We start from the raw sequence: 25,870 nt of genomic DNA, 5'->3' as shown, positions 1-25,870 counted from the left end.
CCGGTTGATGTCAATCTGATTTTGCGCGGCATTCCGGCATCCCTGCGCGCCGCCTTGCCATTCGATGCAGCAGGTCGGGACGCCGGGCTCCCGGCAACGCTACCTGCCGCTGAACTGAAATGAGCTGGACTGCGCTGGACTGGATGGACTGGACACACCGGCAGGCCGGTCTTCCTCGTTTCCCGCGTTTGACCGGCACGCCGGATTCGCAAGCAATCGCTTCAATAAGCAGTAAAGCATCACATATATATAACTAACGGAGACAGACAATGACCAATAGAAAGCACCGACCTCACCGTTGCTGCACATGCCCGCAAAGGCAGACCACTCCAAGGCTTGAAGCACAGACGATTAACGCGCCGCCTCCTTTAACGGCCGCGACTTAATCAAAACATCAAAATAAAAAAACGGAGACCAATGTGCGTAACGTAATTTTCAATACGTCATGTAATGGGCCAGCACGTCTGTCCATTACTGCCAATCGAAAAGCCCGCGGCATGGGGCACCAAGCAAGGAGTGCAAAATGAGCAGCGTAACGTCGTCAATGTCGAACCCGGCACCAATCACCTCTTCAAAGACACGCTGGATACAGCTTGTCGTCGGCGTCATCTGCATGATCGCCACCGCCAACATCCAGTATGCGTGGACCCTGTTCGTGCCGGAAATCCAGACCAAATTCGGCTGGGCCCGCGCCGAGATCCAGATTGCCTTCACCATCTTCGTCCTGGTACAGACCTGGCTCGCGCCGATCGAAGGTCACTTCATCGATAAATTCGGCCCGCGCTGGATGGTCGCCTTCGGCGCGATCTTCATCGGCCTTGCATGGATCATGAATTCGCAGGCCACCACGCTGCTGGGCTATTACATCGGCGCTGCGCTGGGCGGCATTGGCGTCGGCTCGATCTATGCAACCTGCATCAACAACGCATTGAAGTGGTTCCCCGATCGCCGCGGCCTGGCAGTCGGTCTCACGGCAGGCGGTTATGGCGCAGGCTCCGCGGCGACGATCCTTCCGATTGCAGCCATGATCGAATCGGCCGGCTTCCAGCAAACCTTCATGTTCTTCGGACTGCTGCAGGGATCGCTCGCATTCGTCGCGGCATGGTTCCTCCGCTCGCCGAAAGCCAACGAGACCAAGGCCTCGCACAAGCTGGTCCAGGCTACCCGCGACTACACCCTGAAGGAAGCGCTGAACACCAAGCTCTTCTGGCTGATGTTCCTGATGTTCATCCTCGTCGTGACCGGCGGCCTGATGGCTGTTGCGCAACTGGGCGTCATCGCCAAGGATCTGGGCGTGAAGGAATTCCAGGTCGACCTGTACTTCTTCGTGATGGCGGCGCTGCCACTGGCCCTGATGCTGGACCGGATCATGAACGGCATCTCGCGTCCGTTCTTTGGCTGGATCTCGGACAATATCGGCCGTGAAAAGACGATGGTGATCGCGTTCACGCTGGAAGGCTGCGGCATCGTCGCGCTGGGCTACTTCGGCCACAATCCCTACGCCTTCCTGATCCTGTCGGGCGTGGTGTTCCTGGCCTGGGGTGAAGTCTATTCGCTGTTCTCGGCACTGGCAGGCGACGCGTTCGGCACCAAGCACATCGGCAAGATCTACGGCGTGCTCTACACGGCAAAAGGTATCGGTGCGATCCTGGTCCCGATGGGCAACCTGCTGATGGAAGCGACCGGCACCTGGTCGACCGTGCTGTACACCGTGGCCTGCATGGACCTGACGGCGGCCTTCCTTGCCATCATGGTGCTCAGACCGGTCCTTGCAAAGCATGTGATGAAGTCGAGGAACATGCTGGATGGGGAAAATGCCGCGGCCCTGGCGGCAGGTCGAATGCAGGGCGCCCGGCCGGCCTGATCGCCGGACTGAAGGCAGCGATGCATATCGCTGCAGGTAACAGGAGCTGCCGCTTACCCGGCAGCTCTTTTTTTCCCGCCGCGCAAAGCTGGCGCGGCGACGGCTTCCTCCTGCGCTTACGCTGTCGGCGTCCCGGCGTCCTTACGAGGCTTGCCGATTCTGGCCCTGCAGGAATTTCCCGGCGGCGACCACCAGCAGCGCGCACAGCACCGGCGGGATCAGGTGCATGTTGTGATGGCTTTCGGCCCAGGCGTTGATGGACGGGTCGGAGAACGCCATCTCGCCGGCCACCCATCCCAGCAGCGCCGCGCCGATGGTGATGATGACGGGAAAGCGGTTCATCAGTTTCAGGATCAGCGTGCTGCCGTAGATGATCAGCGGGATGCTCACGCCCAGGCCGATCACCAGCAGCACCAGGTTGCCCTTGGCGGCGGCGGCAACGCCGATCACGTTATCCAGGCTCATGACCAGGTCGGCAACGATGATGGTCTTGATCGCCGCGGCCAGGTTGGAATGGCCCTCGAGGTCGGCGTCGTCGTCATCTTCCTTCAGCAGGTTCACGCCTATCCACAGCAGCAGGACGGCGCCGGCGAACTTCAGGTAGGGCAGGGACAGCAGGTAGACCGCGAAGAAGGTGAGGACGATACGCAGCACGATTGCGCCGACGCTGCCGAACAGGATGGCCTTTCTCTGCTGCGCCGGTGGCAGCGAGCGCGAGGCGAGCGCGATGACGACGGCATTGTCGCCGGACAGTACGATATTGATCAGGATGATCTGCATCAGGGCAAGCCAGAATTCCGGCGTTGTAAGCATGGTCACACGTGTCTCCTTGTGGGTTGCTGGCCGGGCCCGGATGGGCACGGCGTCGCCCGCAAGGATAAACAGGCAGGCTTTCGCCTTCCTGTCGCACACCTTACGCCACGCTTACAGTGCGGAGAAATCAGCCGTGTCCCGGCTGCGCGCCGGCATCCGGGCGCGTGCGCGGCGCCGGGAAGAACACGGTGAAGGTATTGCCGACGCCGTCGAGGTCTTCCTCCAGCGTGATATGCGCGTTGTGCAGCGCCGCGATTTCACTGACGATGGCCAGGCCCAGCCCGCTGCCGTCGACATGGCTGCCCAGCAGCCGGTGAAAGCGCTGGAAGATGCGCTCGCGCTCCTCAACCGGGATGCGCGGCCCGTCGTCGCTGATCGACAGCTGCCGCTGCTCGCCGGCGGCCACCCGCACCGTCACGCTGCCCATGTCCTGGCTGTAGCGCACCGCATTGTCGATCAGGTTATTGATGAGCTCGCGCAGCCGGTGCGTGTCGCCGTCGATGACGACCTCGCCGTCCGCGCCCTCGAAGCCGAGGTCGACATTGCGCCGCAGCGCCTCGGGCACCCATTCCATCGTCACTTCCAGCGCCAGCGCATTCAGGTCCAGCGTGTGCAGCGCGACGCTTTCCACCGCGCCCGGCTCATTGCGCGCCAGCGACAGCAGCTGGCTGACCAGCCGCGACAGCCGGTCGGCGCTGTGGTAGAGCTGGCCGATCGAATGCTGCAGCCGGGCGCGGTCGGTCTCGCGCAGCGCCAGCTCGATCTGCGCCTTCATGCCGGCCACCGGCGTCCTCAGCTGGTGCGCGGCGTCGGCGATGAAGCGGTTCTGGAAATTCAGCGTGGTGCCGAGGCGGCGCAGCAGGTCGTTGACCTCGTCGACCAGCGGCATGACCTCGCCGGGCACGTTGCTCGCCTCGATCGGGCTGAGGTCGAGGTGGGAGCGGGCGGACACGGCGCGCCGCAGCCGCTGCAGCGGCAGCAAGCCCTGGCGCACGCCGAAGTAGACGGCGGCGCTGGCGCACAGGATCAGCAGCAGCTGCGGCAGGAACACGCTGGCCAGGATATCCCTGGTCAGCCTGCTGCGCCGGTTCAGGGTCTCGGCCACCTGCACCTGCACCTGGGCCAGCGGCTGCGCCGCATCCTGGCCGCCGACCGGCACCCGCGCGGCGACGACCCGGACGGGTTCGCCGTGCAGCATGCCGTTGTAGAACAGCGGCTGGCCGGGCGTGACCGGCGACGGCGGCGCCGCCAGTTCCGCGTCGCCGCCGATCAGCGCGCCGTCGGCGGCCGACACCTTGAAATAGACCCGGTCGTCCTGGTCGACGCGCAGGATGCGCTCGGCCTCGGCCGGCATCGCGAACACCGGGCGGCCCGCGCCGGGCCGCACGTGCAGCACGACCTCGCGCGCCATTTCCTCCAGCGAGCGGTCGTAGGCATGGTTGGAAAAACCGGACGAGGTCGACCAGGTGACGACGGTGTCGACAGCCAGCAGGCCGAGCAGCGGCCCGAGCAGCCAGGCCAGCAGCTTCTTCTGCAGCGTCGGCCTACGACTCCCCATCGAAGCGCTCCATCAGGTAGCCCATGCCGCGTATGGTGCGGATGGTGCAGCCATAGGACTCCAGCTTCTTGCGCACGCGGTAGACGTAGACTTCCATTGCGTTGGTGCCGACCTCGTCGCCCCAGCCGTACAGGTGGTTGACCATGTGCTCCTTGCTGACCACGCGGCCTTCCCGCATCAGCAGCAGCTCGAACAGCGCCAGCTCGCGGGCCGACAGCTCGACCGGCTGGTCGTCGTAATACAGGCGCCGCCCGGTCGTGTCGAGCCGCAGCCGGCCATGGTGCAGCTCGGGCGTGGAGCTGCCATGCCCGCGCCGCAGCAGCGCGCGCACGCGGGCTTCGAGTTCGGGCAGGTCGAAGGGCTTGGTCAGGTAGTCGTCGGCGCCGAGGTCGAGGCCGCGCACCCGGTCCGCCAGCGCGTCGAGCGCGGTCAGCAGCAGGACCGGGACGCGGGACTTGCGGGCGCGCAGGCGGCGCAGGATCTCGAAGCCGCCGATGCCGGGCAGGCCGACATCGAGCACCACCAGGTCATAGGTATGGGTGGACAGCGCGCGGTCGGCCTGCTCGCCATGGTTGGCCAGGTCGACCGCGTAGGCGGACTGCACCAGCGTGCGGTACAGTGCATCGGCTAGTATTTCATCATCCTCGACCAGGAGTATGCGCATGGGACAGGGGCAGGCAAGGGAACAGGTACACGGACAGGGACGGGCTAGCGGGATTCTAGCCGAGTATGCGCGCATTGCGTGGCGATCGCACCCGGCCTCGCATTCCGGCGCAAGATAGCGGGCAGGGCGCGGCAGCAAGGAGGCAGGCAATGGAACACGACATACTCGTCATCGGCGCGGGGCCGGCCGGCCTGGCTTGCGCGGGCTGCCTGGCGCAGCGCGGGATGCCGGCGCGGGTCGTCGACGCCGCCGCCGATGTCGGCGCGTCATGGCGCGGCCATTACGACCGGCTGCGCCTGCATACGGTCAAGGCCTGGTCGGCGATGCCGGGCATGCGGTTTCCGCGGGGTACGCCGCGCTATCCGTCGCGCCAGCAGATGGTCGATTACCTCGAAGGCTACGCACGCCATTTCGGGATTCGCCCCGACTTCGGCCAGCAGGTGCTGAAGGTGACTTCCGGCGACGGCGGCTGGGCCGCGGCCACCGCATCCGGCAGGTCCTATCGCGCGCGGCACGTGGTCGTGGCGACCGGCGCCAACCGGGCGCCGCGCATGCCGGCGTTCGAAGGGCAGGCACGGTTCTCAGGGACCGTCATGCACAGCCGGGTTTACCGGAATGCGGCGCAGTTTTCGGGCCGGCGGGTGCTGGTCGTCGGCCTCGGCAACAGCGGCGCCGAGATTGCGCTGGACCTTGCCCAGCAGGGCGTGGAGGTGACGCTGTCGGTGCGCTCGCCGCAGAACATCGTCTATCGCGATGTGCTGGGCGTGCCGGTGCACCTGACCGCGCTGCTGCTGTCGCGGCTGCCGCCGTCGTGGGGCGACGCGGTGTCGGCCGTGCTGCGGGACATGACGGTAGGCGACCTGCGGCGCTGGGGCATAATCACGTCCTCGCTGGCGCCGATGCGCCAGGTGCGCGATACGGGCCGCGCGCCGCTGATCGACACCGGCACGGTCGCCCGCATACGGCGCGGCGACATCGGCGTGCGGCCCGCGATCCGGCGCTTCCTGCCGCGCGGCGTGGTCTTCGCCGACGGCGGGGAGGCGGCGTTCGATGCGGTGATCCTCGCCACCGGCTACCAGCCGCAGCTGGCGCAGCTCTTTCCCGACCAGCCGCTGGCGCTCGACGACGACGGCCTGCCGCGGCAGGAGATCGGCGCTGGCATGCATGCCGGGCTGTACTTCGCCGGCTTCGACACCCATTCGCCGGAAGGCATGCTGCGCCGGATCGCGCTGCAGGCGCAGCACATTGCCGCGGTCATCCACGCACGGACGCAGGGGCAGGGACACGGCAGCGCACCCGCCGAAACGGGAGCGCTGCGATGAGCGCGGACAAGCCCAACTGGTACGAGCGGCGCCTGCTGCCCTGGCTGCTGGATGTCGCCTGCGGCATCGGGCCGTTTTCGCGCCAGCGCCGGAAGGTCGTGCCGCTGGCATCCGGCCGGGTGCTGGAGATCGGCATCGGCACCGGCCTGAACCTGGCCTATTACGACAGGTCGCGGGTCGCGGAATTGATCGGGCTGGACCCGGGCGTGGAGATGCACCGGCTGGCGCGCAAGCGCGCTGCCGCCGCCGGCATCGAGGTGCAGCTCGTCGCGCTGTCGGCGGAACGCATTCCGTTCGAGGACGGCGCATTCGACACCGTGCTGGTCACGTATTCGCTGTGCACGATTCCGGACCCGGCCGCGGCGCTGCGCGAAATGCGGCGGGTGCTCAAGCCGAGCGGCCAGCTGATCTTTTGCGAGCACGGTCTCGCCCGCGACGCCTCGGTCAGGGCCTGGCAGCGCAGGCTGACGCCGGCCTGGTCCAGGATGGCCGGCGGCTGCCATCTCGACCGCGACATTCCCGCCCTGCTGCAGCAGGCGGGCTTTCGCTTCGTCGACCTGCAGACCGGCTACCTGCCGGGTCCGCGGCCGTTCGCCTATAACTTCTGGGGCGTGGCGGTGGCAGTCTGACGCCGCGCCGCGGCATCAGATCGCCGGCTGGTGCAGCTTGCCGTCGTCGCCCAGCACCATGCCCTGCCAGGTCGCCGGCTGGCCGGTGACCTGCCATGCCAGCACCTGCTGCGGCGTCCTCCCGATGCCGCCGCGCAGCGCCGACATGGCGTCTCGGTCCAGCGTCTCGTTCATCGGCAAATCCTTGATGGTCAGCGTGCTCATCGCGTTCTCCTTGCATGGGTTGGAATCGGCTCAGGCGCCTCGCGACGCCTGCCCAGGTCCTTGCATGGATCATGCCCGTCCCGCGCAAGGAGAACGCAAGGGGCAGCGGGCCGCGCCCGGCCAGCCGATGCGTCGCCCGGCGCCCGACATCCGGCCCCGGCATGTCGCCAGCCGGCCGACACCGGCCGCCCGCTCCCGGCTTACCAGTCGACGCCCAGCAGCACCCGCTGCATGTTGGGGCCGCACAGCCGCCTCACGTCGTCCCGGCTGGCCCAGCGGAAGCCGTCCATCTCGGGCGTCGGCTCGCCGGTGTCCGGGTGGATGAAGTGGCTCGCGCAGGTGAGGTGGGAGATGTCCGCCAGGCTTGCCGGCGCCCGCACCCGGAACAGGTGCAGCCGCTTGTCGGGCCGGAAATCGAAGCGGCCCAGTTCCACGAACAGGTCTTCGGCAAATTCCAGCCCGGTCTCCTCGTGCAGCTCGCGCCTGGCGGTATGGATGGGCGGTTCGCCCGCTTCCTGCATGCCCTTGGGAAGGTCCCACAGGTCGTGGCCGGTGACATGGCACAGCAGGACCTGGCCGCGGCTGTTGATCACGACGACGCCGCAGGATACCGGCAGGTCGTGCCTGGTGCTGAAATCCAGTGAATGTTTCGTCATCGGTGGTCGTGCCGGAATGGAAGGAAAGAATGCGCCGGAAAGGCGGCGGGCGAGGCCGGCAACCATTGTAGCGATAGGCGCCGCCGCCGTATTGCGCGCTGCGCACCGGCCTGGCATCGGCTTGACCGCAGGTCCCGCGCAGCACACCATTGTCCGGAATGCGAGTGCGCCGCTGGACCGGCGCGCCTGCAAGCGCCATTATCGTGAACCGGGTCGGCCTGCACGCGGCCCGCAATGAAGGGCCGGACATGCGGACCGCCCTTGCCGGACCATCATCAACTCACCGGACAACATGATGCCTATGCGCGCGGCCTTGCTCGCCCTGACCTGCTGTGCCGTCACCCCCGCCTGGCCGGCGCCGCCGGCGCTGCTGGTCAACAGCCTCGGCATGCCTTTCGTACGGGTGCCCGCCGGTGAATTCATGATGGGCAGCGACGAGCCGCCCGACACGCTTGCGCAGTCCTGGCCCGCGTATGAACGCAAGCGCTTCACCGACATCGCCGACGAGGCCCCGGTGCACCGGGTGCGCATCACCAGGCCGTTCTATCTTGGCCAGACCGAGGTCACCGTCGGCCAGTTCCGGCGTTTCCTCGAGGCGTCCGGCCATGTCCCGGAGTCGGTCGCGGACGGCACCGGCGCTTACGGCTACAACCCGGACTACGACCCGGCGACGACAGCCCGCGGCGACGCCTTCGAGGGGCGCGATCCGAAATACTCGTGGCGCAATCCGGGCTTTCCGCAGGACGACAGCCATCCGGTCGTCAACGTCACCTGGAACGACGCGGCAGCCATGGCCGACTGGCTCACGCGCACCGAGGGACATGCCTACCGGCTGCCTTCCGAAGCGGAATGGGAATACGCGGCGCGCGCCGGAACGCGCACCCGCTACCACGCAGGCGACGATCCCGAGTCGCTGCCGGGCGTGGCCAACGTGTTCGACGCCGATGCGGCGCCGTTCTGGAAAAAGTGGGCGAGCCGCGCGCTCGACGGGCACGACGGCCATGCATTCACCGCGCCGGTGGGCAGCTACGCGCCGAATGCGTTCGGCCTGTACGACATGCATGGCAATGCCTGGGAATGGACCGCGGACTGGCATGACGACCATTACTACGCGGTCTCGCCGGTCGACGATCCGCGCGGGCCGGCGACCGGCGCGGTGCGGGTGCGCCGCGGCGGCTCGTGGCACACCTGGTCCTTCTACGCGCGCTCGGCGTTCCGCAACTGGAATGCGCCGGGCACGCGCTATACGCTGGTCGGCATGCGGCTGCTGCGCGAAGCCGATTGATCCACCTGCACGCCAGCCCGCCAGTTCGTTATCCCGCCAGCCCGCCGGCCCGTGCGCTCAGCTCCCGAAGCGGTCCCGGGTCGCCTGCGCGCATTCGTTCATCACGGTCAGCGAGCGCCTGACCGTCGGCGTGCCCAGCACGAAGGGATTGCCGCGCGCGCCGGGGGCGGACATCTGCGCGAGCTTGGGCACCGTGCCGTCGTAGCCGGCATGGTTGGACAGCATGACGTCGATGTTCTGCTCGCCCGCCAGCTGCATCATGCGGCTGGTCGCGCCGATATAGCTGTCGAGCCGGGGGATGTCGCGGCCAAAGTTGAATGCGGTGCCGCCCCAGATCATCGCCCTGTGCTTCTGCCCGCCGGTCGTCACGTCGAACACCGGCGAGATCGTACCCGCGGTATGGCCCGGCGTCGCATAGAGCGTGACCCGGGTGTCGCCCAGCGTGATCGCGTCGCCATCCTTGACAACGATGTCGCGCTTCGGCACCGGCCCCCACTGCGAGGACTCGAATTCCAGCTTGCCCTCGGTCATGGCCCAGTCGGCCTCGCTCATCACCACGCGCGGGCGGTAGCGTTCCACCAGGTGATTGACGCCGCCGTAATGGTCGCCATGCGCATGGGTGACGACGATGTACTTGATGTCGGCCGGGTTGAGTCCCAGCTTCTTCATGCCGCCCTCGATCAGCGTCGACGCTTCCTGCGCATTGTTCAGCGCATCGATCAGGATGATGCCGTCCGACGTTTTCAGCGCCCAGGCGCTGACCCAGGCAGCGCCGACGAAGTACAGGTTGTCGAATGCCTTGCCAGGCGCCGGCGCCGGCCGCGCGATCTGGCCGGCCACGCCTTTCTCGACTTCATCGTGCGACGCGCGGGTCGCGGGAGCAGGCTTGCACAGCACGGTGAGGGCCTGCAGGTCGGCGCCGGCGGCCTGGTTCGCGGCGGCGACATGGGCGGCCCCGGCGTCGCCGGCGGTTTGCCGCGCGGGCGGATTGCTGCAGGAGGCCAGCAGCGTTGCCATGGCGGCCGCCATCAGGGACAGGGTCATACTCTTCATCGGATCTCCATAGGTGTTTTTCTTTGTGGGCCGCAGTGCGGCGCAGGAGATCTTACCGTTATTTCATCGCCGGCCGGGACGGGCCCGCCGGAGCGGCGTCCCGGCGGCGGACAGCGGACGCTTCCCGGCCGCTCAATGAGAAAGGCCGGCGCAGGGCCGGCCTTTCTCATTGAGCGGCGCCGCGGCGCCGCCGCGCATGCCGCGACCGCCGGATATCAGACGTCGATATTCCCTGCCTGCAGCGCATTCAGCTCGATGAACGCGCGGCGCGGTTCGACGTCGTCGCCCATCAGCGTGGTGAAGATCTGGTCGGCCGCGATCGCGTCCTCGATCTGCACCTTGAGCAGGCGGCGCACTTTCGGGTCCATCGTGGTCTCCCACAGCTGCTCCGGGTTCATCTCGCCCAGTCCCTTGTAGCGCTGCTTGGACACGCCGCGCTCGGCTTCGTCGCGCAGCCAGGCCATCGCCTGGTGGAAGTCGGCGATGCCGTACTCCCTGACCTTCTCGCCGGTGCCGCGGCGCACCAGCGCGCCGGGGCCGATCAGGCCGCGGAAGGTGGCGGCCGCCGCCGACAAGACCGCGTAGTCGGGGCTGTCGACGAAGTCGGCATCGATGACGCTGACGCGCACATTGCCATGGAACATGCGCTGGATGCGCAGCATGTGCTTGTCCGACAGTTCGTCCGACCGCACGATGACTTCCACCGTCGGGTCCTTGATCGCGTCGCGCATCGCCTGCGCCGACGCCTGCGCATCGGCCACGCTGTCGAGCTTCAGCGTCACGCCGGTCATGATGGCCGACAGCGCGGCCGCGTCGATTGCGCGGGTCAGGCGCATGATGATCGCGTTGGCCGTGTTGTACTGGCGCACCAGCTCGGCCAGCGCGTCGCCGCTGATCGCTTCCGCGCCCTCGGCCGGCACCAGCGCCGCGTCGTTCAGCGCGATCTGCATCATGTACGCGGCTTCCTCGACATCGTCCTTCAGGTAGCGCTCGTCGCGGCCATGCTTGACCTTGTACAGCGGCGGCTGCGCGATGTAGACATGGCCGCGTTCCACCAGCAGCGGCATCTGCCGGTACAGCAGCGTCAGCAGCAGCGTGCGGATGTGGGCGCCGTCGACGTCCGCATCGGTCATGATGATGATGCGGTGATAACGCAGCTTGTCGATGTTGAATTCATCGGCGCCGATGCTGGTGCCCAGCGTCGCGATCAGCGTGGTGATCTGCTCGGACGACAGCATCTTCTCGAAGCGCGCCTTCTCCACGTTCAGCACCTTGCCGCGCAGCGGCAGGATCGCCTGGAACTTGCGGTCGCGGCCCTGCTTGGCCGAGCCGCCCGCGGAGTCGCCCTCGACCACGTACAGTTCGCACAGCGCCGGGTCCTTTTCCTGGCAGTCGGCCAGCTTGGCCGACAGGCCCAGGCCGTCCATGATGCCTTTCCTGCGGGTCAGGTCGCGCGCCTTGCGCGCGGCTTCGCGCGCGCGCGCGGCCTCGACGATCTTGCCGCAGATGATCTTGGCGTCGTTCGGCTTTTCCTGCAGGTAGTCCGACAGCGTCTTGGCGACGATTTCCTCGACCGGGCCGCGCACCTCGGACGACACCAGCTTGTCCTTGGTCTGCGAGCTGAACTTCGGCTCCGGCACCTTGACCGACAGCACGCAGGTCAGGCCCTCGCGCATGTCGTCGCCGGCGATCTCGACCTTGGCCTTCTTGGCGAAGTCGTGCTCGTCGATGTACTTGTTGATCACCCGCGTCATCGCGGCCCGCAGGCCGGTCAGGTGGGTGCCGCCGTCGCGCTGCGGGATGTTGTTGGTGAAGCACAGCACCTGCTCGTTGAACGCGTCGTTCCACTGCATCGACACGTCCACCGTGATGTTGGTGTGCTGGTCCGACATGCGTTCGCCGGTGGCCTGGAAAATGGTCGGGTGCAGCACGTTCTTGGCCTTGTTGATGTACTCGACGAAGCCGCGGGTGCCGCCCTCGAACGCGAAGATCTCTTCCTTGCCGCTGCGCTGGTCCGACAGGCGGATGCGCACGCCATTGTTCAGGAAGGACAGCTCGCGGATGCGCTTGGCCAGGATGTCGTAGTGGAACTCGACATGGCTGAAGATTTCCTCGTCGGCCCAAAAATGCACCTCGGTGCCGCGCTTGTCGGTCTCGCCGGTGACCTTGATCGGGGAGACGACCATGCCGTCGATGGTCTCGATGTCACGGTTCTGCGGGACGCCCCGCACGAACTCCATGTAATGCTGCTTGCCGTCGCGGCGCACGGTCAGCTTGAGCAGCTTGGACAGGCCGTTGACGCAGGACACGCCGACGCCGTGCAGGCCGCCAGAGACCTTGTACGAGTTCTGGTCGAACTTGCCGCCCGCGTGCAATTCGGTCATCACGATCTCGGCGGCGCTGCGCTTGGGCTCGTGCTTGTCGTCCCACTTGATGCCGGTCGGGATGCCGCGGCCGTTGTCGGTCACGGAGATCGAGTTGTCGGCATGGATGGTGACATGGATCTCGGTGCAGTGGCCGGCCAGCGATTCGTCGATGGAGTTGTCCAGCACCTCGAACACCAGGTGATGCAGGCCGGTGCCGTCGGACGTGTCGCCGATATACATGCCGGGGCGCTTGCGCACCGCCTCCAGCCCTTCCAGGATCTGGATGGAGGATGCGCCGTACTGGTTCGCTTGCGGCTCGTTGGTGGGTTCAGTTGGGATCGCGGACATGGCTGCCTTCTAAAAAACGGATGCTGCGGAAAAATCCAGGACTGGCGCGGCGGGCAGGGTAGCCTGCTGCGTCAACCTTCGTGCCGGACTAGGTAAAACCTGTTGCTACAACCTGCTGCGCCTCGTCGCGAGAGAACTGGCGTCCCCGCGCCGCCAGGCGGACGCGGGACAGGGAATCAATCAAATGCGCATCGGCATGACGACATATTTAAAGTCGGCATTGTCGGGTATCGTGATCAGCGCGGACGAATTGGCGTCGCCGAGCGCGATGTTGACGCTTTCGCACTTGAGGTTGTTCAGGACGTCGAGCAGGTAGCTGACATTGAAGCCGATGTCGACGCTGTCGCCGCCGTAATCGATTTCGAGCTCGTCGACCGCTTCTTCCTGGTCGGCGTTGGTGGAGCTGATCTTCATGCTGCCCGGGCTGATCACGCAGCGCACGCCCTTGAACTTGTCGGACGTCATGATGGCAGCGCGCTGCAGCGAGCGCAGCAGGCGGTCGCGGTCTATCGTGAAGTCGTTCTTGTAGCCCTTGGGCACGACCCGGGTGTAGTCCGGGAACTTGCCTTCGACCAGCTTGGACACCAGCTCGATGTCGGCGAACGTCAGCCTGACCTGGTTGCCTGCGATGTCGAGCGTGACCGGGTCGTCGCTTTCCTCCAGCAGGCGCTGCAACTCGATGATGGTCTTGCGCGGGATGATGACTTCCTGCCGCGGGAATTCCTGGTCGGTCTCGACCTGGCAGAACGCCAGCCGGTGGCCGTCGGTCGCCACAGCGATCACGTTCTTGCCGTCGACCACCAGCAGCAGGCCGTTCAGGTAATAGCGGATGTCCTGCTGCGCCATCGAGAAGTGGACCATGTTGAACAGGTGCTTCAGCGTCTTCTGCGGCAGCGTGACGGTCGCGTTGTACTGCTCGGCCTGGGCCACCGTCGGAAACTCCTCGGCGGCCAGTGTCTGCAGCGCGAAACGCGACTTGCCCGACTGTACCGTCATGCGCTTGTTCGACAGCGACAGCGAGACGTCGTCGCCGTCCGGCAGCGCGCGCAGGATGTCGAGCAGCTTGCGCGCGGCCACCGTGGTGGCGGCGACTTCGCTGCCGCTGCCCACGTTCGCGTGGGTGGTGATCTGCACTTCGATATCGGTCGACAGGAAGGACACCCGCTCGCCGTCCTTGCGGATGAGGATATTGGCCAGAATCGGCAGCGTATGCCGACGCTCGACAATACCACTCACGACTTGCAGCGGTCGAAGTAGCGTGTCCCTGTGAGTTTTGACCAATTGCATGGCTTTTCCTTATGGTTGATCAGCGTTGTTTTTCATGACGATTACCGACTTCTTCCGGCGCATTGCCGGCATGCCCGCACGCCAGTTATCCACAGGCATGCAGGCAGCATGCATCAGCCCTTCAGCGTCTGCTCGAGCACGTGCAGCTCGTGGTTGCATTCGGGGCTCTTGTTGCGGTCCGCGGCGATCTTGCGCACGGCATGCAGCACCGTGGTGTGGTCGCGTCCGCCAAATAGCTCGCCGATTTCCGGCAGGCTTTTCTGCGTCAGTTCCTTGGCCAGGTACATCGCGATCTGGCGCGGCCGCGCAATGTTCGCCGGCCGCTTCTTCGAATACATGTCGGCGACCTTGATATTGAAAAAGTCGGCCACCGTCTTCTGGATGTTCTCCACCGAAATCTGCCGGTTCTGCACGGACAGCAGGTCCTTCAGCGCGTCCTTGACGACATCGATCGTGATGTCCTTGCCGTGGAAGCGCGAGTAGGCGAGGATCTTGCGCAATGCGCCCTCGAGCTCGCGCACGTTGGAGCGCAGGTGCTTGGCGACGAAGAAGGCGACGTCGTCGGACAGCACGGCGCCCTCGGACGCGGCTTTCTTGAGCAGGATGGCGACCCGCATTTCCAGTTCCGGCGGCTCGACCGCGACCGTCAGGCCGGAGTCGAAGCGGGAAATCAGCCGGTCGTCCATGCCGGTGATTTCCTTCGGATAGGTATCGCTGGTGATGATGATCTGCTTCTTCGCCGCGATCAGCGCCTCGAATGCGTAGAAGAATTCTTCCTGGGTGCGGCTCTTGCCGCCGAAAAACTGGATATCGTCGATCAGCAGCAGGTCGAGCGAATGGTAATAGCGCTTGAAGTCGTCGAAACCCTTGCGCTGGTAAGCCGTCACCACGTCGCGGACATACTGCTCCGCGTGGATGTAGCGGATTTTCACGTTCGCGTTTTCCGCCAGCACCTGGTTGCCGATCGCGTGGATCAGGTGGGTCTTGCCCAGTCCCACGCCGCCGTACAGGAACAGCGGGTTGTACGAGATCCCCGGGTTGTTGGCGACCTGGATCGCGGCTGCCCGCGCGAGCTGGTTGGCCTTGCCGGTGACGAAGCTCTCGAAGGTCAGCGCGGTGTTGATCTTGCTCTGTTCGCGGCGGGGCGAGTCGGCCAGTTCGGCCGCCTGGTCGCGCGCCTCGGCGCTGCCGTTCATGCCGCCCTTGGCGGCGCCGTTTTCCCGCTGCGGCACCTGCGAGGTCGAACCCGGGCCGGCTTCGGCGGCTTGCCGGCGCGCATTGCCGATGCGCGGGTCGAGCACGAACTGCACTTCGATCGGCGCTTCCCAGAACTGCGCGGCCAGCGTGCTGATGCGGCTGGCAAACTGGGTTTTCACCCAGTCCAGCTTGAAACGGTTCGGCGCGGCGATGCGCAGGCGGCCGTCCTCGAAGTCGAGCGGCGCCAGCGGCTTGATCCATGCGCTGAACTGTTGCGGCGTCAGCTCCTGCTCCAGCTGCGCGGAGCAGGTCTGCCAGAAATTTTCCATTAATCGTCTAAATAAATTGCGCAGGACCGGTACGGCAATGATCTCTGAAGCGTCTGTTTTGTCGCAGGAATGCGGGTACTGAATTGGTGCTATTCTACCCGCGCCCGCCGAAGTTATCCACAGGCGGGCGCTTTATCGGCCGACTTCCCGGCGTTTCCCTAGCTACGTATATGGGGCTAAGTGATTGACAGACAAGCCGAATCTGCTGTCTAATCACGGGTTCACTGCCAGCAGCGTTGACGTTGTGGCGGCTGTTGGCAACGCAAGCGCCATCAGCGGTTCGGTCGGCGGCTCGTTCGGTGCCGGGCGCCGGGCAGGTGGGTTATGCGGCTTGCGAACATTCCGCCCTATTTTCTTTTTCCGTATTTCTGCCATTTAGCGAGAACCATAATGAAACGTACTTACCAACCTTCCGTCGTCCGCCGCAAGCGCACCCATGGCTTTCGCGTACGCATGGCAACCCGCGGCGGCCGCGCTGTGCTCAATGCACGTCGCGCCAAGGGCCGCAAGCGCCTCGCCGCTTAATCCGGCACCGCAAGCCGGCTGCTGGCGTGACAGGCGAAGGCCCACAGAATTACGCACGCGACAAGCGCATCGTTAAAACGGATGAGTTTTCATCCGTTTTTCGTTTGCGGCCCGTGCAGCGTACAGCGCATTTCGTGCTGTATACGCGTTCCAATGAACTCGCCCATGCACGCCTCGGCGTGGTCGTCGCCAAGCGCTTCGCGCCGCGCGCCGTCACCCGCAACACCATCAAGCGCATCACCCGCGAACTGTTCCGGCAAAGCATGCTGCCGCCGGTCGACTGCATCGTGCGCCTGTCCAAGCCGGTCAACGCCAAGAGCGGCCCCGCCATCACGGCGGCGCTGAAAACCGCGCTGCGCCTGGAGGTGGTCCGCCTGTTCCAGCCCTTGCGGCAAGGCGGGACGCAGCCATGAAACGTATGCTGTTGCTGCTGCTGCGCGGCTACAAGCTGGCCATCAGCCCGTTCCTCGGGCAGAACTGCCGCTTCTACCCCAGTTGTTCCGACTACGCCGCACAGGCTATCGACCTGCACGGCCCGGCCCGCGGCAGCCTGCTGGCTGCCCGGCGCCTGTGCAAATGCCATCCCTGGCACCCGGGGGGACTCGATCCGGTTCCAGCCCCCGCGAAATCGTCCGGCCACTCGCTGAATTCCTGATTACTGATGAATAAACATATGGATATCAAACGCACCGTCCTGTGGGTTGTATTCTCACTGTCGATATTGTTGCTTTGGGATAACTGGATGCGTTATACCGGCAAGCCGTCGATGTTCTTCCCGAGCGCGACCCAGCAGGCCAATCCGGCTGCCGGCGCAGCGCCTGGAACCGCGGCGCCCGGCACGGCAGGCCAGGTGCCGCAGGCCAGCGCGACGCCGGGTGCGGCAGCCACAGGCGCGGCGGCCGTGCCCGGCGCCCCGGCCGCCGCGGCGGCTGCGCAGGGCGAGCGCGTGATCATCACCACCGACGTGCTGAAGGCCGAGATCGACAGCGTCGGCGGCGAGCTGCGCCGCCTGGAGCTGCTCAAGCACAAGGACGCGCAGGACCCGACCAAGAATGTCGTGCTGTTCGACCATAGCGCGGAGCGCACCTACCTGGCCCAGACCGGCCTGATCGGCGGCGCCTTCCCCAACCACCGCACGCCGTTCACCGTTCAGCCCGGCCCACGCGGCCTCGACAGCGGCAACGAGGTCAAGCTGGTGATGACGTCGGAGCAGGGCGGCGTGAAGCTGGTCAAGACCTACACTTTCCGCCGCGGCGATTACCTGATCGACGTGAAGCATGACGTGACCAACGTGTCCGGCGCGCCGGTGTCGCCATCGCTGTACGTGCAGCTGCTGCGCGACGGCGGCGCATTGCCCGGCGACTCGAAGTTCTACAGCACCTTCACCGGCCCGGCCGTCTACACCGACGCCGACAAGTTCCAGAAGCTGGCCTTCGACAAGATCGGCAGCGGCAAGGACAGCCACGCGACCAAGTCGAACGACGGCTGGATCGCGATGATCCAGCATTACTTCGTGTCGGCCTTCGTGCCGCCCGAAAAGGCGCCGCGCGAGATCTTCACCAAGAAGGTCGACAACCTGTACGCGGTCGGCAACATCCTGCCGCTGGGCACGGTGGCGCCGGGCGCCACGGTCAGCATGGACACCAGGCTGTACTCGGGTCCGCAAGAGTCGGAAACCCTGCTCAAGATCGCGCCCGGCCTTGACCTCGTGAAGGACTACGGCTGGCTGACCATCGTCGCCAAGCCCATCTTCTGGCTGATGGTGCAGATCCACACCTTCCTGGGCAACTGGGGCTGGACCATCATCGTGCTGACCATCCTGATCAAGCTGGTGTTCTTCCCGCTGTCGGCCGCAAGCTACCGCAGCATGGCCAAGATGAAGCTGGTCACGCCGAAGATGACCGCGATCCGCGAGCGCCACAAGGGCGACCCGCAGAAGATGAACCAGGCAATGATGGAGCTGTACAAGACCGAGAAGATCAACCCGCTCGGCGGCTGCCTGCCCATCGTCGTGCAGATCCCGGTCTTCATCGCGCTGTACTGGGTGCTGCTGGCCAGCGTCGAGATGCGCAATGCGCCGTGGCTGGGCTGGATCCATGACCTGGCCTCGCCCGATCCGTTCTACATCCTGCCGGTGCTGATGGCCGTGTCGATGTTCATCCAGACCAAGCTCAACCCGACGCCGCCGGACCCGGTCCAGGCCAAGGTGATGATGTTCATGCCTATCATCTTCTCGGTCATGTTCTTCTTCTTCCCGTCGGGACTGGTGCTGTACTGGGTGGTCAACAACATCCTGTCGATTGCGCAGCAGTGGTTCATCACGCGCAACCTGCAGGCGCCCAAGGCCGCCTGACCGGCCGCATGCGTTAGCAGCAAGGCCCGTGCGCGCAGCAGCGTCACGGGCCTTTTTTTATCGACCGACAAATAATGCACAACATGAATCCCGACACCACTCCCATCGCCGCCATCGCCACCGCACCGGGCCGCGGCGGCATCGGCGTCGTGCGGCTGTCAGGGCGCGGCCTGGAACCGGTGATGCAGGCGGTATGCGCGCTTCCGCCCGGCCGCCTGCTGACGCCGCGCCATGCGACCTATCTCGACTTCGTGCAGGCCGACGGCAGCGTGATCGACCAGGGCCTGGCCCTCTTTTTCAAGGGGCCGCATTCCTACACCGGCGAGGACGTGCTGGAACTGCAGGGCCACGGCGGCCCGGTGGTCCTGCAGATGCTGCTGCAGCGCTGCCTGGAAGCCGGGCAGGGCGTGGGCCTGCGCCTGGCCCAGCCCGGCGAATTCACCCAGCGCGCCTTCCTCAACGACAAGCTGGACCTGGCGCAGGCCGAGGCGGTGGCCGACCTGATCGAGGCGTCGACCGAGGCGGCCGCGAAGTCGGCGTCGCAGTCGCTGTCGGGCGTGTTCTCGAAGGTGATCCATGGCCTGGTCGACCAGGTGATCCACCTGCGCATGCTGGTCGAGGCGACGCTGGACTTCCCGGAGGAGGAGATCGACTTCCTGGAAAAGTCCGACGCCCGCGGCCAGCTCGCGCGCATCCGCGCATCGCTGCAGCAGGTGTTCGAGCAGGCGGCGCAGGGCGCGCTGCTGCGCGACGGCCTCAACGTGGTGCTGGCCGGGCAGCCCAATGTCGGCAAGTCCTCGCTGCTCAATGCGCTGGCCGGGTCCGACGTGGCCATCGTCACCGCCATCGCCGGCACCACCCGCGACAAGGTCACCGAGACCATACAGATCGAGGGGATACCGATCAACATCATCGACACGGCCGGCATCCGGGAAGCGGCCGACGCCAGCGATGAAGTCGAGCGCATCGGCATCGAACGCACCTGGGGCGCGGTGCGCGATGCGGACGTGATCCTGCACATGCTGGACGCCAGCCGCGGCCCGACCAGGGCAGACGACAAAATCGTCGAGCGCTTTCCGCCGAACGTGCCGGTGATCCGGCTGTGGAACAAGATCGACCTGTCCGGGCACCGCGCCGACATCGAGCAGCTGCCGGATGCGACCCACATCTACCTGTCCGCCACCGACCATACCGGCCTGCACCTGCTGCGCGCCGAACTGCTGCGCATCGCCGGCTGGCAGCAGACCGGCGAATCACTGTACCTGGCGCGGGAGCGGCACCTGGTGGCGCTGAAGGCCGCGCGCGAACACCTGGACATGGCAGCCGAGCTGGCAGCGCAGAACGACCAGGCGCTGGACCTGTTTGCCGAGGAACTGCGGCTGGCGCAGGACAGGCTCAACAGCATCACCGGCGCGTTCACGTCGGACGATCTGCTGGGCGTGATCTTCAGCCGCTTCTGCATCGGGAAGTAGTGCAGGAACGTTGCGCAGGAACGTTCCTGCGCCATCGGCGATGGCGCTTCATCTACCGTGATCGACGAGTCATGCAAGAATGTCGGCTTTGCGCCTCGCGCGTTCAGGCCGGCGGATTGCAGGCATATACCTTTCACCACAGCTTCATCACAATGACCAAATCCACTCTTTCCCAACTCCTGCGTTTCGGCATATCCGGCGGCATCGGCTTCCTGGTCGACGTCGCCGTGCTCTACCTGGCGATGGCCGCCGGCGCCAATTTCTACGCGGGACGCGGCATCTCCTTTCTGTGCGCGGTCTTTGCGACATGGCAGATCAACCGCAACTACGCGTTCAAGCCATCGGGCTCGATGTCCGTGTGGCAGGAATGGTGGCGCTACCTGCTGGCGATGCTGGGCGGCGGCATCATCAACTACCTGTGCTCGGCGATTGCGGTCGCGATGCTGCCGCCCGGCCCGATGGTGCCGCTGATCGGCGTGGCCATCGGCTCCATCGCCGGCATGTCGGTCAATTTCATCAGCTCGAAGCTGTTCGTCTTCCGCTAGGCCGGCCTGCGCCGGTGTTCCCCCGGCCCGCATTGAATGAACTGTGCGGGCTTCCCCGCATCCAACCCTTCTCGTCCGTTCACCAATAACGCAAGCGCAGACAAGGAGGAATCATGGCTGACAATCTCGAGGACCGCGGACCGCAGGACCGTTCACGCATCAACGTCAACGAGCCGTGGGAGCTTCAGTACTGGAGCAAACATTTCGGCGTCACCGAAGACCAGTTGCGCACGGCGGTGCAGGCCGCGGGCACGTCGGTCGAGGCAGTGGGCAGGCATCTGGGCAAGTAGCTGTAACAGGATGTCTGACAGACACCATGCCCTAGTTTGATGGCGCGCATGGTGCAGCGCGCAAACCGGAACCGCGCACGTTTCATTTTGTCCATTTGGTATCGCGTTATTTGACGCATCACTTGGAGAAATAAGATGAAAAAGATCGCCGCAATCCTGATGGTCGTTGCAATGGCTGGCTGTTCCAGCATGGGTATGAATTCGTCGGGCGGCTCCGGCATGTCCAGCATGGGCTCCGGCATGGGCTCGAAGGGACCGAGCGTCAACCAGAATCCGGTCATCGATCCTAACGGCAACCTGAATATCTATCACGGCGGCTGATACTCCAGGCATGCGTACAGCCGGTGTGTGAAATAGCGCACCGACCGGCGCAGCAGGGCGACGTAAGCTCCTTACTCCGACAATCCGTAGCGAGGAGAATACGATGAACAAATTACTGACCATGCTGACCGCCTGCGCGTTTGCAGCAACCATGCAGGCGCCTGCCTTCGCAGCCGATGCAGCCAAGCAGGATGCCAAGGCCCACAAGGAAATGGCTGAAGGCGATTACAAGGCTGCCAAGGCCAAGGCGGAAGGCGACGAGAAGGCTGCCAAGGAAGCGTGCAAGAAGCTGACTGGCGCCGACGAAAGCGCCTGCAAGAAGAACGCGGACGCTGCGGCGGACACCGCGAAGAAGCAGGCCAAGGCCGACTATGAGAAAGCCAAGGCCGATGCCAAGGCAATGAAGTAAGGCGTTTCGCCTGATTTAAAAAGCCGCTGCCGTCATTGGACGTGCAGCGGCTTTTTCATGCCCGCCGCAGGCAGGCTTCGACCGCCATGCCGAGCGCCAGCACAGCGCGGTCGCGGCCGCCGGCGGCGGCCAGCATCAGCCCTGCCGGCGCCGAGCCGGGCACGTGGCAGGGCACCGACAATGCGCAGCCGTCGAGGAAATTGATGAAGGTCGGGTTGCGCAGGATGAGCGCATTGTTCCGGTAATACGCATCGTCGTCCGCCATCTCGGCCAGCGTCGGCGCGACGATGGGCACGGTGGGCATGATCATCGCGTCATAACCGGCGATGCGCTGTTCCACCGACGCGATCCAGCGCATGCGCGCCTGCAGCAGCTCCAGCAGGTCGGCCGCCGACATGCTTTGCCCGCGCCGGATGCGCGACAGCACGCGCGGGTCGTAGGCGTCGGCGGACCGCTCGATCAGCGCGCGGTGCCAGGCCCAGGACTCGGCGCCGCTCAGGCCGCCGGTCGCATTGATGGCGGCCAGCGCGTCGAACTCGGGCACCTCGATTTCATCGATCAGCACGCCGGCCGCGGACAGCCGCGACAATGCCCCCTGGAAAGCCGCCGCTACCTGGCTGTCCATGCCGTCCTGCACCACCGTGACCGGCAGCGCCAGGCGCATGCCGCGCAGCCGGGCCGCGGACGGCAGCGGCGCATCGTCGCCGGAAAGGATCGCATCCAGCAGCGCGCAGCAGCGCACGCTGGCCGCTATCGGGCCGATGGAGTCTAGCCGCGTGGCCAGCGGCAGCGCGCCGTCCAGCGGCACCCGGCGCGCGGTCGGCTTGAAGCCGGTCAGCCCGCACAGCGTCGCCGGGATGCGCACCGAACCGCCGGTGTCCGTGCCGATGGCGGCCACCGCCATGTGGTCGGACACGGACACCGCCGCGCCCGACGAGGAACCGCCGGGAATGCGCCCGGTCTCGCGGTCCCACGGGTTGCGCGGCGTGCCGTAGTGCGGGTTGATGCCGATGCCCGAGTAGGCGAACTCGGTCATGTTGGTGCGGCCGACGATGACCGCGCCGGCCGCCAGCAGCCGCCGCACGATCGCCGCATGCTGCGTCGCCGGCGGCGCACCGGCCAGCACCACCGAGCCGGCCGCCGTGGTGTCGCCGGCGACGTCGAACAGGTCCTTGATCGAGATGGGCAGCCCTTCGATCGCGGAGCGCGCCAGGCCGGCGCCGCGCAGCAGGTCCGAGGCCTGCGCGGCGGCGCGCGCCTGGCCGGAATAGACCTTGGTGAAGACGCGCACGCCTTCGCCGGCAGGATCGGCGATATGCGCCAGCGCTGCATCGGTCAGCCTGAGCGAGGTGGCGCGGCCTTCGTCGAGGGACGCGCGGAGTTCAGCGAGGGTAGGGATCATGTCGGTCGGGTTTCCATGCCAGAAGTTCGTTTACCAATAAGTCAGCAGCATCTTGGTCGCAAGCAGGTAAAGCAGCAGCGCGAAGATGCGCTTGAGCGCCAGCACCGGCAGCCGGTGCGCCAGCCGCGCGCCGAAGGGCGCGGTGACGATGCTGCCGCTGACCAGGCCCAGCAGCGCCGGCAGCAGGATGAACCCGGCCGACCATGCGGGCAGCTGCGGGATGCTCCAGCCCGACACCAGGTAGCCGACCGTGCCGATCACGGCCACCGGGATGCCCAGCAGCGCGGCGGTGCCGATCGCGGTGCGCAGCGGCACGCCGCACCAGAGCATGAAGGGCACGGTCAGGAAGGCGCCGCCGGCCGACACCAGGCCGCAGATGGTGCCGATGACCAGGCCCGCGCCGAACAGCGGCGCCGCGCCCGGCAGCGGACGGGCGGCGGCCGGCTTGCGGTTCAGGATCATCTGCGTGGCGCCGGCATAGACGATCACGGCGAAGGCGAGCGCCAGGTGGCGCTGCGCGATCCAGCCTGCCGCCAGCGTCGACAGCAGGCTGCCGGTCACCATGCCCGGCGCCATCCGCCGCACGATGGCGAGGTCGACGCCGCCCAGCCGCCAGTGCTCGCGCACGCTGGAGGCGGACGTGAAGACGATGGACGCCATCGCGGTGCCCAGCGCCAGGTGGACGATATGGTCGGGCGCGAAATGCTGGGCCGTAAACAGCGCCGCCAGCACCGGCACCAGCGTCATGCCGCCGCCTATGCCCAGCAGTCCGGCCAGGATGCCGACGAACGCGCCCGATGCGAGATAGATTGCGAACCAGGCCATCAGAACTGGGTGCGTGCGCCGACGAACAGCCGCCGTCCGGGCGCGGGCTCGAAGAAGCGGCCGTTGCCGTCATTGACGATGACGGAACCGGCATACTGGCGGTCGAACAGGTTGTCGATGCGGGCGAACAGGAACACCCTGGCCGGCCCGGCGCGGAGCTCCTTGCCGGCGCGCAGGTTGAATGCGGCATAGCCGGGCGCGGCGTCGGTGTTGGTGTCGTTGACCTGAATCTTGCTCTCCGCCCGCATTTCCAGGCCGACGGTGGCGCCTTCGCCGATCCGCGCCTCGGTCTCGGCGTACAGGCTGTGGCGCGGCGCGCCGGGCAGCTGGTTGCCCGCCGCGACCGTGTTGGCGCCGCTCTGGTAGGACGACTTGAACCGCGCGTCCAGCAGCGTGTAGGCAAGCCGGGTGCTGACAGGCTGCCAGTCGGCTTTCCAGCCGGCCTCGATGCCGCGCCGGCCGACGCGGTCGGCATTCTGGAAGACCGTGCGGCCGCCCAGGGTGGACTGCGGCACGATCTCGTCGCGGCTGCGGCTCTGGAACAGCGCCAGGTCCAGGCTGTGGCGGCCCTGCCGGGCCTTGATGCCCAGTTCGGCCTGCGTGCTCTTCGACGCCTTGAGCAGGAAGTTCGGGCCGGAGCCGGTGTTTGCGGGACGATAGGCGCTCTCGGCCAGGGTCGGCGTCTCGAAACCGGTGCCCAGGTTGCCGTAGACGTTGAGGTTGTCGTTCGCATGCCACACCAGGCCCAGCACCGGGCTGGTGTTGCGGTAGGTCACGCCGCCGCTGTCGTTGGGATTGGTCGCGGTGATGAAGTTGTCGTCGACGCTGAAGCGCACGCGGCTCACGCGCAGCCCGGCCGTTGCCTGCCACTGCGGCGCGAAGGTCCAGTCGACCTGGCCGAAATAGTCCAGGTTCTTCGCGGTGTCGTCCTCGTTACGCGCCAGCGCGCCGGGAGTGCCGCTATTGTTGACAAAACCCTTGCGGGTTTCCTTCAGCTGGTCGGCCTCGACGCCGATCGTCCATTGCAGCGGCAGGTCGTTGACGCGGGTCTTGTGCGTCCAGTTGAGGCCGACGCCGCCGAAGCTGCGGTCGAGGTCGACCACGCCGTTGGCCTGCAGCGCCAGCGTCTGGAACACCTGCCGGGTGCCGCCGTAGACGCGGGCGTTGATGCGGTCGCTGGCGGACACGTCATGCTCGACGACCACGCCGGCCTGCTTCTGCTCGATGGTCTTCCTGGTGTCGAAGGCATAGGCGCCGCCGAATGCCTGGCGCGGGTTGTTGCGGAAGTCGGCGCGGTTCAGGCCCAGCGGGTCCTGCGACAGCGGCTGGTCGAAGGTGTTGAGTACGCCGGTGATGGTGGTGGCCGACGACGGCCGCGCCACCACCTTGGCGTTGAGCTGGGTGCGTTCGGCGGCGCTGTGGTCGCGGTAGCCGTCGGTGCGGAAGCGGGACACGTCGAGCAGCGCGCCCAGCGTTTCGCTGCCGCCGCCGACCGACAGATCGAGCTGGCGCTGGCCGTCCGAGCCGACGCCGGCGGCAACGCCGAACTGCGGCGTGGACGACACCGGCGGGTCCTTGGTGAACACCTGCAGCACGCCGCCGGCGGCATTGCCGTAGAGCTGGGCCAGCGGGCCGCGCAGCAGTTCGATGCGCTTGGCCGAGGTCAGGCTGATCGACGACACCTGGCCCTGGCCGTCCGGCATGGTGGCCGGGATGCCGTCGATCAGGATGCGCACGCCGCGCACGCCGAAGGTGGAGCGGGTGCCGAAGCCGCGCACCGACAGCTGCAGGTCCTGCGCATAGTTTTCCCGGTTGCGCACCTGGACGCCGGGCACCGCCGACATCAGTTCCGACAGGTTCACCAGCGGCGAACCGAGGCGCATCTGGTCGACCTCGACCGCGTCGATGGCGCCCGGCACGTCGAAGCGGCGCTGTTCGCTGCGGTTGCCGCTGACGACCACCTCGCCCAGCGTGGGCTCGGTCTGCTGCGCCTGGGCGGCTGTGCTGAAGGCGCCTGCGCATACCAGCAGCGATGCGAGGGAAACGGAAGTGGTGCGCTGGATCATGGCATCGTCTGGTGGTGGATTGAACCGGGGTTCGCCATTCTAATGCGTATACCGAAATTGCAACATTCTGGTGCGCCGTGCTATGCG

25 protein-coding genes are annotated in these 25,870 nt (G+C 66.1%); 13 read left to right on the top strand and 12 right to left on the bottom strand.

What is annotated here, in order from left to right; translation table 11 throughout:
* Positions 1-544 precede the first annotated feature (544 nt).
* Positions 545-1,864 (top strand): oxalate/formate MFS antiporter, encoded by a 1,320-nt coding sequence (oxlT, locus tag QOL82_RS14435; RefSeq protein ID WP_430438487.1) that lies wholly within the window; start codon positions 545-547, stop codon positions 1,862-1,864.
* A 141-nt stretch (positions 1,865-2,005) separates the two neighbouring features.
* On the opposite strand, the gene QOL82_RS14430 is transcribed toward oxlT, so the two are convergent.
* The 3 genes from QOL82_RS14430 to QOL82_RS14420 all read right to left on the bottom strand — a co-directional run bounded on the left by QOL82_RS14430 (position 2,006) and on the right by QOL82_RS14420 (position 4,899).
* Positions 2,006-2,683, bottom strand: coding sequence for a TerC family protein (locus QOL82_RS14430; protein ID WP_283442979.1), 678 nt, complete (start codon positions 2,681-2,683; stop codon positions 2,006-2,008).
* 121 nt (positions 2,684-2,804) lie between these two features.
* Positions 2,805-4,235 (bottom strand): sensor histidine kinase, encoded by a 1,431-nt coding sequence (locus QOL82_RS14425; RefSeq protein ID WP_283442978.1) that lies wholly within the window; start codon positions 4,233-4,235, stop codon positions 2,805-2,807.
* The gene (locus QOL82_RS14420; protein ID WP_283442977.1) at positions 4,222-4,899 is read right to left on the bottom strand and encodes a response regulator; all 678 of its coding nucleotides are present in this window, start codon (positions 4,897-4,899) and stop codon (positions 4,222-4,224) included. Before QOL82_RS14420 ends, QOL82_RS14425 begins: the two co-directional genes overlap by 14 nt.
* Before the next feature lie 149 nt (positions 4,900-5,048).
* Between QOL82_RS14420 and QOL82_RS14415 the strand changes: the two genes are divergently transcribed.
* Positions 5,049-6,221, top strand: a complete 1,173-nt coding sequence (locus tag QOL82_RS14415) for a flavin-containing monooxygenase (protein WP_283442976.1) — start codon at positions 5,049-5,051, stop codon at positions 6,219-6,221.
* On the top strand, positions 6,218-6,850 hold the full coding sequence (locus QOL82_RS14410) for a class I SAM-dependent methyltransferase (protein WP_283442975.1): 633 nt from the start codon (positions 6,218-6,220) through the stop codon (positions 6,848-6,850). The genes QOL82_RS14415 and QOL82_RS14410 overlap by 4 nt, the downstream gene beginning before the upstream one ends.
* Before the next feature lie 15 nt (positions 6,851-6,865).
* On the opposite strand, the gene QOL82_RS14405 is transcribed toward QOL82_RS14410, so the two are convergent.
* Both QOL82_RS14405 and QOL82_RS14400 read right to left on the bottom strand, forming a co-directional pair.
* Positions 6,866-7,054, bottom strand: a complete 189-nt coding sequence (locus tag QOL82_RS14405; protein WP_283442974.1) for a hypothetical protein — start codon at positions 7,052-7,054, stop codon at positions 6,866-6,868.
* A gap of 200 nt (positions 7,055-7,254) precedes the next feature.
* On the bottom strand, positions 7,255-7,710 hold the full coding sequence (locus QOL82_RS14400) for an NUDIX hydrolase (RefSeq protein ID WP_283442973.1): 456 nt from the start codon (positions 7,708-7,710) through the stop codon (positions 7,255-7,257).
* A 295-nt stretch (positions 7,711-8,005) separates the two neighbouring features.
* Here QOL82_RS14400 and QOL82_RS14395 point away from each other — a divergent pair, with 295 nt between their 5' ends.
* Positions 8,006-8,995 carry a formylglycine-generating enzyme family protein gene (locus tag QOL82_RS14395; RefSeq protein WP_283443035.1) on the top strand — a complete coding sequence of 330 codons (990 nt, stop codon included), beginning with the start codon at positions 8,006-8,008 and terminating at the stop codon, positions 8,993-8,995.
* A 57-nt stretch (positions 8,996-9,052) separates the two neighbouring features.
* Here the strand turns inward: QOL82_RS14395 and QOL82_RS14390 are convergent, their stop codons facing one another.
* The 4 genes from QOL82_RS14390 to dnaA form a co-directional block, all read right to left on the bottom strand.
* Positions 9,053-10,048 (bottom strand): MBL fold metallo-hydrolase, encoded by a 996-nt coding sequence (locus tag QOL82_RS14390; protein WP_283442972.1) that lies wholly within the window; start codon positions 10,046-10,048, stop codon positions 9,053-9,055.
* 215 nt (positions 10,049-10,263) lie between these two features.
* Positions 10,264-12,762 carry a DNA topoisomerase (ATP-hydrolyzing) subunit B gene (gene gyrB / locus QOL82_RS14385; protein ID WP_283442971.1) on the bottom strand — a complete coding sequence of 833 codons (2,499 nt, stop codon included), beginning with the start codon at positions 12,760-12,762 and terminating at the stop codon, positions 10,264-10,266.
* 180 nt (positions 12,763-12,942) lie between these two features.
* Positions 12,943-14,049, bottom strand: coding sequence for a DNA polymerase III subunit beta (gene dnaN / locus QOL82_RS14380; protein WP_283442970.1), 1,107 nt, complete (start codon positions 14,047-14,049; stop codon positions 12,943-12,945).
* Between the two features lie 113 nt (positions 14,050-14,162).
* The gene (gene dnaA / locus QOL82_RS14375; RefSeq protein ID WP_283442969.1) at positions 14,163-15,575 is read right to left on the bottom strand and encodes a chromosomal replication initiator protein DnaA; all 1,413 of its coding nucleotides are present in this window, start codon (positions 15,573-15,575) and stop codon (positions 14,163-14,165) included.
* Between the two features lie 390 nt (positions 15,576-15,965).
* On the opposite strand from dnaA, the gene rpmH reads away from it, so the two are divergent.
* The 9 genes from rpmH to QOL82_RS14330 all read left to right on the top strand — a co-directional run bounded on the left by rpmH (position 15,966) and on the right by QOL82_RS14330 (position 21,490).
* Entirely contained in the window at positions 15,966-16,100 is a 135-nt protein-coding gene (gene rpmH / locus QOL82_RS14370) for a 50S ribosomal protein L34 (protein WP_011872825.1), read from the top strand.
* Positions 16,101-16,126: 26 nt separating this feature from the next.
* Complete coding sequence (gene rnpA, locus QOL82_RS14365; protein WP_283442968.1) at positions 16,127-16,513, top strand: ribonuclease P protein component; 387 nt, start codon at positions 16,127-16,129, stop codon at positions 16,511-16,513.
* The gene (yidD, locus tag QOL82_RS14360) at positions 16,510-16,755 is read left to right on the top strand and encodes a membrane protein insertion efficiency factor YidD (RefSeq protein ID WP_283442967.1); all 246 of its coding nucleotides are present in this window, start codon (positions 16,510-16,512) and stop codon (positions 16,753-16,755) included. The genes rnpA and yidD overlap by 4 nt, the downstream gene beginning before the upstream one ends.
* A gap of 18 nt (positions 16,756-16,773) precedes the next feature.
* A complete protein-coding gene (gene yidC, locus QOL82_RS14355; RefSeq protein WP_283442966.1) occupies positions 16,774-18,453 on the top strand; it encodes a membrane protein insertase YidC in 1,680 nt (559 codons plus the stop codon).
* An 83-nt stretch (positions 18,454-18,536) separates the two neighbouring features.
* The gene (gene mnmE / locus QOL82_RS14350; RefSeq protein WP_283443034.1) at positions 18,537-19,925 is read left to right on the top strand and encodes a tRNA uridine-5-carboxymethylaminomethyl(34) synthesis GTPase MnmE; all 1,389 of its coding nucleotides are present in this window, start codon (positions 18,537-18,539) and stop codon (positions 19,923-19,925) included.
* Between the two features lie 152 nt (positions 19,926-20,077).
* Positions 20,078-20,470, top strand: coding sequence for a GtrA family protein (locus QOL82_RS14345; protein ID WP_283442965.1), 393 nt, complete (start codon positions 20,078-20,080; stop codon positions 20,468-20,470).
* 113 nt (positions 20,471-20,583) lie between these two features.
* The gene (locus QOL82_RS14340; protein ID WP_283442964.1) at positions 20,584-20,760 is read left to right on the top strand and encodes a DUF3606 domain-containing protein; all 177 of its coding nucleotides are present in this window, start codon (positions 20,584-20,586) and stop codon (positions 20,758-20,760) included.
* A 135-nt stretch (positions 20,761-20,895) separates the two neighbouring features.
* Positions 20,896-21,081 carry a hypothetical protein gene (locus QOL82_RS14335; protein ID WP_283442963.1) on the top strand — a complete coding sequence of 62 codons (186 nt, stop codon included), beginning with the start codon at positions 20,896-20,898 and terminating at the stop codon, positions 21,079-21,081.
* Between the two features lie 103 nt (positions 21,082-21,184).
* Positions 21,185-21,490, top strand: a complete 306-nt coding sequence (locus QOL82_RS14330; protein ID WP_283442962.1) for a cell envelope biogenesis protein TolA — start codon at positions 21,185-21,187, stop codon at positions 21,488-21,490.
* Positions 21,491-21,545: 55 nt separating this feature from the next.
* Here the strand turns inward: QOL82_RS14330 and QOL82_RS14325 are convergent, their stop codons facing one another.
* From QOL82_RS14325 to QOL82_RS14315, 3 genes are read right to left on the bottom strand one after another with little or no spacing between them, the layout of a single operon-like run.
* Positions 21,546-22,892 carry an amidase gene (locus QOL82_RS14325; RefSeq protein WP_283442961.1) on the bottom strand — a complete coding sequence of 449 codons (1,347 nt, stop codon included), beginning with the start codon at positions 22,890-22,892 and terminating at the stop codon, positions 21,546-21,548.
* A 30-nt stretch (positions 22,893-22,922) separates the two neighbouring features.
* Complete coding sequence (locus QOL82_RS14320) at positions 22,923-23,717, bottom strand: sulfite exporter TauE/SafE family protein (protein WP_283442960.1); 795 nt, start codon at positions 23,715-23,717, stop codon at positions 22,923-22,925.
* Positions 23,717-25,783 (bottom strand): TonB-dependent receptor family protein, encoded by a 2,067-nt coding sequence (locus tag QOL82_RS14315; protein ID WP_283442959.1) that lies wholly within the window; start codon positions 25,781-25,783, stop codon positions 23,717-23,719. The genes QOL82_RS14320 and QOL82_RS14315 overlap by 1 nt, the downstream gene beginning before the upstream one ends.
* Positions 25,784-25,870: the final 87 nt, after the last annotated feature.

The sequence above is a fragment of the Noviherbaspirillum suwonense genome (assembly GCF_900182955.1).
Taxonomy (GTDB): Bacteria; Pseudomonadota; Gammaproteobacteria; order Burkholderiales; family Burkholderiaceae_D; genus Noviherbaspirillum_A; species Noviherbaspirillum_A suwonense.
Note: the sequence above shows the minus strand (reverse complement) of the source record. Positions and strands in the feature narration are given on the sequence as shown.